The following is a 10696-nucleotide window of genomic DNA, read 5'->3' as shown; positions in this document are numbered from 1 at the left end:
GCGAGGGTCAGACGCCGCCAGTCAGCAGCACGCCGCCGTCGATCGTCAGGGTCTGGCCGGTCATCCAGGCCGCGTCGTCCGACAGCAGGAACGTCACGACCGAGCCGATGTCGTCCGGCACGCCCAGCCGCTTCAGCGGGTAGGGCGCGGACACCTCGTCCTCACGCCCCTCGTAGAGCGCCTCGGCGAACCGCGTCTTGACCACGGCAGGCGCCACGGCGTTGACCCGGATGTTCGGGCCGAGCTCGACCGCGAGCTCCTCCGTCACGTGGATCAGCGCCGCCTTCGACGCCCCGTAGGTGCCGATACCGGGGGCCGGACGCTGGCCCGCGACCGAGGCGATGTTGACGATCGCCCCGCCCCGCTCGGCCAACGACGAGCGGTAGACCTTCTGCGCCCAGCCGATCGCCGCGACGACGTTGACCTGGAAGATCTTGTTGGCGGCCGCCAGGTCGATGTCGATCATGCGCCCGTACGCCGGGTTGATGCCGGTGTTGTTGACCAAGAAGTCGACCGGGCCGAAGGCATCGGTCGTCGCGGCGACGACGTCGTCCTGGTGGGCGGCGTCGTCCGCGGCACCCGCGACGAAGATCGCGCGCTCGTGACCGCCCAGCTGCTCGACCGCCTCGGCGAGCGCGTCGGCCTTGCGAGCCGTGATGCAGACCCGGCCGCCGTCGGCGACGAACCGCTCGGCGACGGCGAAGCCGATCCCCCGGCTCGCGCCGGTGACGATCGCGACCTTGCCCTCGAAGCGGCCCCCGGAGGTCTGGCTCATCAGGACAGACGCTCCAGGACCATGGCCATGCCCATGCCGCCGCCGACGCACATCGACTCGACGCCGAACTGCTTGTCGTGGTGCTGCAGCGAGTTGATCAGGGTGCTGGTGATGCGGGCGCCGGTCATGCCGAAGGGGTGGCCGACCGCGATCGCACCGCCGTTGACGTTGAGCTTGTCCATCGGGATGCCGAGCACCTTGGCCGAGCCCCAGGCCTGGACGGCGAAGGCCTCGTTGATCTCGAACAGGTCGATGTCGTCCAGGCCCATGCCGGCGTTGCGCAGGGCCGCCGGGATGGCCTCGACCGGGCCGAGGCCCATGACCTCCGGCGACAGACCGGTGACAGCGGTCGACACGATGCGCGCCAGCGGCGTCAGGCCGAGCTCCTTGGCCTTGGTGTCGCTCATGATGACGACGGCGGCCGCGCCGTCGTTGAGGGGGCACGCGTTGCCGGCGGTCACGGTGCCGTCGGGACGGAACACCGGCTTGAGGCCGCTGATGCCCTCCAGCGTCGTGCCGGCACGCGGTCCGTCGTCGGCCGAGACGACCGTGCCGTCGGGCAGGGTCACGGGAGTGATGTCCTTGGCCCAGAAGCCGTCGTTGATGCCCTTCTCGGCGAGGTTCTGGCTACGGACCGCGAACTCGTCCTGCTCCTGGCGGCTCATGCCGAGGTGCTGGGCGACGTTCTCGGCCGTCTGGCCCATCGCGATGTAGAGGTCAGGCAGCTCACCGGACTCGCGGGGGTCGGTCCAGGTGTCGGCGCCACCCTCGGCGCGCTTCGCGGTGCGGGCGATCGCGTCGGCGAATCGCGGGTTCTCCGACCCGGGCAGGTCGGCGAATCCGTTCTGGAACCGGCTCACGGTCTCGACACCGGCCGAGATGTAGGCATCACCCTCGCCGGCCTTGATGGCGTGGAACGCCATGCGGGTCGTCTGCAGCGACGACGAGCAGTAGCGGTTGACCGTGACACCGGGCAGGTGGTCGAACCCCGACAGCACCGCGACCGCACGGGCCAGGTTGTGACCGGCCTCGCCGGCCGGCTGACCGACTCCCAGGTGCAGGTCGGTGATGTCGCGCGGGTCCAGACCCGGCACCTTGGCCAGCGCGGCCTGGAGCATCTGGACCGTCAGGTCGTCAGGACGCATGTCCTTGAGGGAGCCCTTGACGGCTCGTCCGATCGGAGAGCGGGCGGTTGAGACGATGACTGCTTCGGGCATGACGTGCCTTTCGGGTGGTGGTGGTTCAGAAGCCGAGGTCGCGGCCGATGAGCTCTTTCATGATCTCGTTGGACCCGGCCCAGATCTTGCTGACGCGAGCATCACGCCATGCGCGGGCCACGCGGTACTCGTTCATGAAGCCGTAGCCGCCGTGCAGCTGGACGCAGTGGTCGAGCACGTCGTTCTGGATCTCCGACGACCACCACTTCGCCTTGGCGGCGTCGGTGGCGGTGGCCTCGCCCTGCGTGTGGGCCAGGACGGCCTGGTCGACGTACGCCTCGGCGACCTCGATCTTGGTGACGAGCTCGGCCAGGAGGAACTTGTTGTGCTGCAGGCTGCCGATCGACTGCTTGAAGGCCTGGCGGTCGTGGGCGTACTGGATCGTCTCGACGAGGATCTGCTTGGCGTGCGCGATGTTGGACACCGAGCAGCTCAGCCGCTCCTGCGGCAGGCGCTCCATCATGTAGACGAAGCCACGGTCGACCTCGCCGATGATCCGGTCGTCGCCCACCCGGACGTCCTCGAAGAAGAGCTCTGCCGTGTCGGCCTCGCCCTGCCCGACCTTGTCGAGCTTGCGGCCGCGGCTGAACCCCGCATCGGTCGCCTCGAGGCCGAACAGCGTGATGCCCTTGGCGCCCTTCTCGGGCGACGTGCGCACGGCGGTCAGCACCAGGTCGGCCGAGAACCCGTTGGTGATGAACGTCTTGGAGCCGTTGATGACCCACTCGTCACCGTCGCGCACCGCGGTGGTCTTGAGGGCGGCGAGGTCGGAGCCACCCCCCGGCTCGGTCATGCCGATCGCGGTGACGATCTCGCCCGTCGCGCAGCCGGGCAGCCAGCGCTGCTTCTGCTCCTGGGTGCCGAGGTCGACGATGTAGGGCACCGCGATGTCGGAGTGGATGGCCGCGCACGACGCGAGCGCGGCGTTGAGCTTGCTGAGCTCCTCGGCCCAGACGGCGTTGAACCGGAAGTCGCCGGCCTCGGAGCCACCGAACTCCTCGGGGATCTCCAGGCCCAGGTAGCCCTCGGCCCCGGCGGCGAGCCAGAAGTCGCGCGGCAGCGCCTTGTCCTCCAGATAGGTCTCGAGGTTCGGCGTGACGTGCTTGGCCAGGAACGCGGCACACGAGTCGCGGAACGCGTCGTGGTCCTCGTCGAAGATCATCCGCTTCATGGGGACCGCCTCGTGCAGGAGATTCAGGGGGACATGCGAACTAAGCGCTTGCTTAGCATGCAAGTCCTCCGTCATGCTGTCAACCAAGGAGGCACCGACATGACGACCGTCACGGCACGCGAACGGCTGATCAACGCCGCCGTCGAGGCCTTTGCCGAGAAGGGGTTCGCCGCCACCACGACGCGCGACATCGCCTCGCGCGCCGGCATGAGCCCCGCGGCGGTCTACGTGCACCACGACTCCAAGGAGAGCCTGCTCTTCACCGTCAGCCTGACGGGCCACCGCTCGGCCCTCGCCATGATCAACGCGGCCGCCGCGTCGAGCACCGACCCGGTCGCCCGCCTGCGTGCCATGGTCTACGACTTCAGCCTGTGGCACGCCGACAACAGCCGAGTGGGCCGCATCGTCCAGTACGAGTACCACGCCCTCACGCCCGAGCACCGCGCCGAGGTGGCGGCTCTGCGGCGCAGTATCGAGAAGACGATGCAGGACGCCCTGGCCGACGGTGTCGACCAGGGCGTCCTGGATGTGGCCGACATCCCCGGGACGGCATTTTCGGTGCTGTCCCTGGGTGTCGACCTCGTGCGGTGGTTCGAGCCCGGCGGGTCACGCTCAGGTCACGAGCTCGCCGCACTGCACGCGGACCTCGCGGTCCGCATGACGCTGCGGACGTCGTCCGGCAGCGCCTGAGGGGCGATCAGGCCTGGAGGACGGCCTCGGCGACGATCGTGATCGAGATCTTGTCGCCGATCATGAGCTTGTCAGCACCCTCGACCGGGATGTTGAAGTCGATGCCGAACTCCTTGCGGCTGATCGACGTCGAGGCCTCGATGCCGACGCGCGTGCCGCCCCACGGGTCGCCGCCCTCGCCGAGGAACTCGGTGGCCAGCTCGACGGACTTCGTGATGTTCTTGATCGTCAGGTCGCCGGTGACGACGAACTCGCCCGCAGCCTTCTCGACGATGCCGGTCGACACGAAGGTCATCTTCGGGTTCTCCTCGGCGTTGAAGAAGTCACCGGAGCGCAGGTGCGCGTCACGGTCGGCGTTGCTCGTGTTGACCGAGGCGAGGTCGACGGAGACGGTGACCGACGAGGCCGTGATGTCCTCGGCGCTGACGATCGAGCCCTCGAAGGTCTCGAACTTGCCGCGCACCTTGCTCATCAGGTGGCGAACGGTGAAACCGATCTCGGTGTGGCTGGCGTCGATAGCCCAGGTTCCGGTGGTGACGCTGGTGGCGGTGCTCATGGTGTCTCCTCGAAAGTATGTAGTTGATCATTCAACAAGATAGACTGTAGCACGAGGTTTAAACTTCAACCAACACTCTCACGACGTAGGATGGATCACATGGAGACCGTCACCGACACCCCGTGGCTCAGCACCGAGCAGCAGCACATCTGGCGCGCGTTCCTCGGTGGGACCACCGTCCTCACGGACCGGCTCGATCGCGACCTGCGGACCGCCCACGGACTCTCGATGCCCGAGTACGAGATCCTGGTCCGGCTGTCCGAGGCTCCCGACCGGGCGATCCGCATGGCCGAGCTGGCCGATGCCGTCTCGCACTCCCGCAGTCGCGTGACCCACACCATCGCCCGCCTCGAGCGCGAGGGCATCGTGCAGCGCGGCAACTGCTCCGACGACGGGCGAGGTGTCTCCGCGATCCTCACTGACCACGGCTTCAGCGTCCTCGAGGAGGCCGCCCACACCCACGTCCGTGGCGTCAACGACTACCTGATCGAGAACGCCGACCCGGCCGACCTCGAGGCCCTGGGGCGCATCATGCAGCAGGTCGTCGAGCAGCTGCAGGGCAAGCGGTTCTGACCGCTGCCCTGCTGCCTGCTCAGTCGCGGGTCAGGCGACGGTGCGTGACGCGGTGCGGACGCGCGGCGTCGGCACCGAGGCGCTCGATCTTGTTGTCCTCGTAGGACTGGAAGTTGCCCTCGAACCAGAACCACTGCGCCGGGTTCTCGTCGGTGCCCTCCCACGCCAGGATGTGCGTGGCGATGCGGTCGAGGAACCAGCGATCGTGCGACGTGACCACGGCGCAGCCCGGGAAGTCCAGCAGCGCGTCCTCGAGCGACGACAGGGTCTCCACGTCGAGGTCGTTGGTGGGCTCGTCGAGCAGCAGCAGGTTGCCGCCCTGCTTGAGCGTCAGCGCCAGGTTGAGACGGTTGCGCTCACCGCCTGACAGCACGCCGGCCTTCTTCTGCTGGTCGGGGCCCTTGAAGCCGAACGACGCGACGTAGGCGCGGCTGTTCATCTCGAAGTTGGCGACCTTGATGAAGTCGAGCCCGTCGGACACGGTCTCCCAGACGTTCTTGTCGCCCGCGATCTCGCCGCGGTTCTGGTCGGCATAGCTGATCTTGACGGTCTGGCCGACGTCGAGCGCTCCGGCATCAGGCGTCTCAGCACCGGTGATCATGCGGAACAGCGTCGTCTTGCCGACACCGTTGGGACCGACGACGCCGACGATGCCGGCCCGCGGGAGCGTGAACGAGATGTCGTCCCAGAGCACCCGGCCGTCGTAGCCCTTGGTCAGGCCCTTCGCGTCGAGCACGACGTCGCCGAGCCGGGGGCCGGCCGGGATGTTGATCTCGCTGGTGTCGATCTTGCGGGCCTTCTCGGCCTCGGCGGCGAGCTCCTCGTAGCGCGCCAGACGCGACTTGGACTTGGTCTGGCGCCCCTTGGCGTTGGAGCGCACCCAGTCGAGCTCGCGCTCGAGCATCTTGGCCCGCTTGGCGTCCTTCTGCCCCTCGATCTTGAGGCGCTCCTTCTTGGACTCCAGGTAGGTCGAGTAGTTGCCCTCGTAGCCGTGGATCGACCCGCGGTCGACCTCGGCGATCCACTCGGCGACGTTGTCGAGGAAGTAGCGGTCGTGGGTCACGGCCAGGACGGCGCCCGGGTAGTTCTTCAGGTGGCCCTCGAGCCACTGGACCGACTCGGCGTCCAGGTGGTTGGTCGGCTCGTCGAGCAGCAGCAGGTCGGGCTGCTGCAGCAGCAGCTTGCACAGCGCGACGCGGCGGCGCTCACCACCGGACAGGTGGTCGACGAGCTCGTCGGCCGGCGGGCAGCGCAGCGCGTCCATGGCCTGGTCGAGGCGCGAGTCGAGCTCCCACGCGTTGTGCGTGTCGAGATCGGTCTGCAGGTCGCCCATCTCGGCGAGCAGGGTGTCGTAGTCGGCGTCGGGGCTCGCAAGCTCCTCGCTGATGGCGTTGAAGCGGTCGAGCTTGCCCTTGATCTCGGCGACGGCCTCCTCGACGTTCTCCAGGACGGTCTTGCCCTCGGTCAGCGGGGGCTCCTGCTGGAGCATGCCCACCGTCGCGTCGGGGTCGCGCACGATGTCGCCGTTGTTGGGCTGGTCGAGGCCGGCCATGAGCTTCAGCAGCGACGACTTGCCCATGCCGTTGGGACCGACGACACCGATCTTGGCCCCGTGCAGGAACGACAGCGTGACGTTGTCGAGGACCACCTTGTCGCCGTGGGCCTTGCGGACGTTGCGCAGGGAAAGAACGTATTCAGCCATGCGCACCAGCCTATCGAGCGCCCTGTGCAGGACCCACGGCGGTCAGGCGGCGGGGGTGGCGACCTGCCGGGACTCGAGCTCGGCGAGCGCCTCGGCCGTGCCGTCGGACGTCGGGGCAGCCTGCTGCTGTCGATCGACCTTGCGGAAGCGGGTCACGCCGCGGCCGAGGTCGTGGGCGATCGTCGACGCCTCGAGGACCGTGCTCTCGCGCGTCTCGCCCTCCTTGGTCGTCCACGTCTCCGTGCGCAGCCGGCCGATCACGATGACGGGGTCGCCGACCGACAAGGACTCCGCAGCGTTCTGGGCGAGATGGCGGAACGCCTTGATCGACATCCACGTCGTCGGCAGGTCGCGCCACGACCGGCTGGCCTGGTCCCAGACGCTCGGCGTGGACGCGACCCGGAACACGACCCAGGGAACGCTGCTGCCCTCGCGCACCTCGACCGGGGTGCCGACGTGGCCGTGGAACGTGAGCATGTTGTCGTACGACATGGAGGTCTCCTTCGATGTGAGGAGCTCCAGCCTCACCCGGCACGACGCAGCGAGAAACCGCACTCCCCCTGCCTGTGGACGACCGCGTGCGCACCGGCACCTGTGGAGAGTCGGTCGAGCGCATCCTCACCCCAGGGCGGTGAGGATGCCTGAGCGGTAGGCGCCGTAGGAGTCGAGCTCGACCTGGACCGGCGCGATGACCTTGTCAGCGGCGACGCGGTCGATGGCCGACCGCAGCTCGCGATCGGCCCGTGCGGCCTTGCGCCGACCACCGATTCGCGAGGCGATGCGCGACAGGCCGGCAAGCACGATGCCGCCGACCAGGGCGCCTACCGTGACCACGGCGGCCATCGGGACGCCGGCGACCTCACCGAGGTCGGGCATGTCGGCCGTCGAGAACTGCGTGATGCCCTGAGCAGCGAGCCACAGCAGACCCGCGCCGGCCACGACGATGCCGAGCATCTGGACGGCCTGGACGACCACCCACCACGCGGAGGGCTTGGCGACGTCGACGCTCGTCGCGTGGATCGCGGCGTCGAGCTCGCCGATGATGTCCTCACCCTGCGGGCTGGAGGCGTCGCGGACCGCGTCACGCCACGGCCGCTCGAGGCCCACGGCGGCCTTGTCGGCCAGGTCGCGGATCGCGAGCTCGGCGTTGGCCCGCTGCACGTTGCCTGCCTCGGGCAGCGCGACCCGCGCCAGCGACGAGAGCGAGAGGTCGTCGCCGAGCTCCAGCTCGTCGAGCGGCTTCTTGCCCAGGCGCCCGATCCACCGGGCGACGGGCCAACCGGTGCGGAGCACGGCGCGACGCCGGGTCGACGCCGCGATGGCATCGACGAGCTGGGGCACGCCCGCGCAGTCGACCAGGGCATCGTCGAGGGCCTGGCGGTCCGCGGGGCTGATGCCCGGGGCGGCGGCCGAGCCACCGACCTGGGCGATGACCTCGGCGGCGGCGGAGATGTCGGACGCCAGGCGCCCCTTGGCCGAGGTCTTCGCGCGGATCCGTGCGGCGAGCTCGCGCTTGAGGTCCTCGATGCCGTCGCCCCGGGTCGCCGACACACCGAGGACGGCGACGTCGGGCAGTCCCTCGTCGGCGAGGATGCGTCGGACGTCGGCCATCGCACGCTCGCGCTCCTCGAACGGGATGCGGTCGATCTGGTTGAGCACGACGAGGGTCACGTCGCTGTAGGCAGCCATGGGCCGGATGTAGCGGTCGTGGATCGCGGCATCGGCGTACTTCTGCGGGTCGAGGACCCACACGAGCAGGTCGGCGTACTTGACCAGCCGGTCCATCTCGAGGTGGTGCGAGACCTCGGTCGAGTCGTGGTCGGGCAGGTCGAGCAGCACGAGCCCGTCGAGCTTGGTGTCCTCGGCCGAGTGGTCGAGCATGCTCATGCGTGACACCTGGTGGCGCGCGGGGATGCCCATCCACTCGAGCAGGCCCTGGGCGCCGTCGGGACCCCACGCGCAGGCCAGGGCCCACGACGTCGTCGGGCGACGCACGCCCACGCCGGCCAGCTCCAGATCGGTCAACGAGTTGAACAGCGACGACTTGCCGGAGCCCGTGGCACCCGCCAGTGCGACGATCGTGTGCTCGCCGGACAGGGTCAGCCGCTCCGCGGCGCGACCGGACAGCATCTCGGCGGGAGCCAGGATCTCGTCGTCGATGCGACCGCGGCTGGCGGTGACCGCACGGGTCAGGCCCTCGAGGCGGGCTGCGACGTCGTTGCGCACGCCGCCGAAGACGACCTCGCTGGCCTCGACCGTGGATGTCATGACGTCGTCTCTCCGTCCAGGAAGTCGGCGTGCCGGGCGTACTCGGCCTTGCGGGCCGCCTCGCGCAGGGTCGCCTGGACGATCTTGAGGGTCTCGGGCGGGTCGAGCAGGGTGTGGAACCGGTGGAGCTCGGTCTCGAACAGAGCCGCGACGCGGGAGTCGAGGTCGGCGTGGGCGCGTTCGACCAGGTCGTCGACCACGGCCTCGCCGAAGATCGCGTCGAGCAGCTTGCGGCCGAGGGTTGCCGTGCCGCCGGCACCCGTGCCGTCGGTGCTGCGCGAGAACATGACGATCATCAGGGCCACGGCGATGCCGTTGACCCCGAACGCGAGGAACCGTGCGGTCATGCGCTTGTCGGCCCCCTCGACGCGGACGAGCTCGAGCACGGACTGACGCCAGTCGTGGACGGTGCGCTCGGCCTTGACGCGGAAGTCCTGCGAGGCACGGTCGAGGCCGCGCTGGCGGTCGAGCATCTGCCGGCCAGGCGTGGAGCCGCCCCAGCTGCGCGCGATCTGCTCGGCTGCGGACTCCGCGTGCTCGACGAGCAGCATGTGCACGGCGGTCTCGATCGCGTCGACGACCTCGGTGGACCGGGTGCGCTTGCCGGTCATGCCGTCGACGAACCGGTCGCGGATGCGGCTGACCTTCTCCTCGACCGACTTCAGCAGCTCGCCGGTGCCGACGAACTCCTGCCAGCTGGCCAGCACCTCGCCACGCAGCAGCGTGCCGTCGGACGTCTGGGTCGCGAGCTCGTCGAGCTCCTTGCGCTGGATCGTCTCGGCGTCGCGATAGAGCGACTCGGCGACCTCGATCTGGGCGTCGAGCGCGTCGGCGACGTCGTGCGTGCGCAGCACGACGTGTCGCACGGCCCCGTCGAGGGTGCGGTGGACGACCATCTGGCGGGCCTTGGGGTCGGCGGCCAGCTCGTGCAGCCAGCCGACCATCGGCGCGACGGCGTCGGCGGGCAGCAGCCCGTCGGCGTCGAGCCCCGACTCGGGCACGGTGAACAGGGGCGAGTCGGACAGCCCGCGCGACGTCATCATGCGGGCCAGGTGGCCCCGCACCTCGATGACGGCCTCGTCGCTCGTGCGGTCGAGCACGACGGCGACCGAGGTGCTGCGCTCGGCGGCCTGACGCAGGTAGTCCCACGGGACCTGGTCGGCGTAGCGGGCAGCGGACGTCACGAACAGCCACAGGTCGGCGGCAGCGAGCAGCTGGGCCGCCAGGTCGCGGTTGCCCTTGTCGATCGAGTCGACGTCGGGGGCGTCGAGGATCGCCAGACCCTTCGGGATCTTGGCGGAGGACGCCAGTCGCAGGGCGTAGGAGTCGTTGCCGATCGCCAGGGTCCGCGGCAGGTCGGGCAGGATGCGATCGGGCTGGAACCACGCCGCGTCGTCGGGGTGGTGCACGAGCACCGGCGAGCGGGTGGTCGGCCTCAGCACGCCCGACTCGGTGACCCGCTCCCCCACCAGGGAGTTGACGAGCGTCGACTTGCCGGCCCCGGTCGACCCGCCGACGACGGCCAGCAGCGGGGCGTCCAGCTGAACCAGACGCGGCAGCACGTAGTCGGAGAGCTGGTCGGTGACCGCGGCCTGCGTCTCACGCGCCTCGTCGATGCCCGGCGTGTCGAGACGCAGCGGGACGTCGCGCACGGTGATGAGCAGCGATCCCATGGCCGCGAGGAGCTCGGCCGAAGCGTGGTCGCCGGGCACGGGCTGCTCCTCTCGTCGACGGTGAATCTGCT

Annotated in this window: 10 protein-coding genes; 2 read left to right on the top strand and 8 right to left on the bottom strand. The window is 69.5% G+C overall.

Annotated elements, in window-relative coordinates; translation table 11 throughout:
* Positions 1-7: 7 nt before the first annotated feature.
* From HQK15_RS15010 to HQK15_RS15000, 3 genes are read right to left on the bottom strand one after another with little or no spacing between them, the layout of a single operon-like run.
* Positions 8-775 carry an SDR family oxidoreductase gene (locus HQK15_RS15010; protein ID WP_173492321.1) on the bottom strand — a complete coding sequence of 256 codons (768 nt, stop codon included), beginning with the start codon at positions 773-775 and terminating at the stop codon, positions 8-10.
* Positions 775-1992: an acetyl-CoA C-acetyltransferase gene (locus HQK15_RS15005; RefSeq protein WP_173492320.1), complete on the bottom strand. Its 1218-nt coding sequence runs from the start codon at positions 1990-1992 to the stop codon at positions 775-777. The genes HQK15_RS15010 and HQK15_RS15005 overlap by 1 nt, the downstream gene beginning before the upstream one ends.
* Before the next feature lie 25 nt (positions 1993-2017).
* On the bottom strand, positions 2018-3163 hold the full coding sequence (locus tag HQK15_RS15000) for an acyl-CoA dehydrogenase family protein (protein WP_173492319.1): 1146 nt from the start codon (positions 3161-3163) through the stop codon (positions 2018-2020).
* A 99-nt stretch (positions 3164-3262) separates the two neighbouring features.
* On the opposite strand from HQK15_RS15000, the gene HQK15_RS14995 reads away from it, so the two are divergent.
* Entirely contained in the window at positions 3263-3853 is a 591-nt protein-coding gene (locus HQK15_RS14995) for a TetR/AcrR family transcriptional regulator (protein ID WP_217361746.1), read from the top strand.
* 7 nt (positions 3854-3860) lie between these two features.
* On the opposite strand, the gene HQK15_RS14990 is transcribed toward HQK15_RS14995, so the two are convergent.
* Positions 3861-4409 carry a YceI family protein gene (locus HQK15_RS14990; protein ID WP_173492317.1) on the bottom strand — a complete coding sequence of 183 codons (549 nt, stop codon included), beginning with the start codon at positions 4407-4409 and terminating at the stop codon, positions 3861-3863.
* Positions 4410-4508: 99 nt separating this feature from the next.
* Between HQK15_RS14990 and HQK15_RS14985 the strand changes: the two genes are divergently transcribed.
* Positions 4509-4982, top strand: coding sequence for a MarR family winged helix-turn-helix transcriptional regulator (locus tag HQK15_RS14985; RefSeq protein WP_173492316.1), 474 nt, complete (start codon positions 4509-4511; stop codon positions 4980-4982).
* 19 nt (positions 4983-5001) lie between these two features.
* On the opposite strand, the gene ettA is transcribed toward HQK15_RS14985, so the two are convergent.
* From ettA to HQK15_RS14965, 4 genes are all read right to left on the bottom strand, one after another.
* The gene (gene ettA, locus HQK15_RS14980; protein ID WP_173492315.1) at positions 5002-6684 is read right to left on the bottom strand and encodes an energy-dependent translational throttle protein EttA; all 1683 of its coding nucleotides are present in this window, start codon (positions 6682-6684) and stop codon (positions 5002-5004) included.
* A 42-nt stretch (positions 6685-6726) separates the two neighbouring features.
* Positions 6727-7176, bottom strand: coding sequence for a single-stranded DNA-binding protein (locus tag HQK15_RS14975; RefSeq protein WP_173492314.1), 450 nt, complete (start codon positions 7174-7176; stop codon positions 6727-6729).
* Positions 7177-7302: 126 nt separating this feature from the next.
* Positions 7303-8952 (bottom strand): GTPase, encoded by a 1650-nt coding sequence (locus HQK15_RS14970; protein ID WP_173492313.1) that lies wholly within the window; start codon positions 8950-8952, stop codon positions 7303-7305.
* A complete protein-coding gene (locus HQK15_RS14965; protein WP_367649203.1) occupies positions 8949-10664 on the bottom strand; it encodes a P-loop NTPase family protein in 1716 nt (571 codons plus the stop codon). The genes HQK15_RS14970 and HQK15_RS14965 overlap by 4 nt, the downstream gene beginning before the upstream one ends.
* Positions 10665-10696: the final 32 nt, after the last annotated feature.

Origin of the sequence: Aeromicrobium stalagmiti (assembly GCF_013283745.1) — a bacterium.
Classification (GTDB): domain Bacteria; phylum Actinomycetota; class Actinomycetes; order Propionibacteriales; family Nocardioidaceae; genus Aeromicrobium; species Aeromicrobium stalagmiti.
This window is presented reverse-complemented; position numbering and strand designations above follow the sequence as displayed.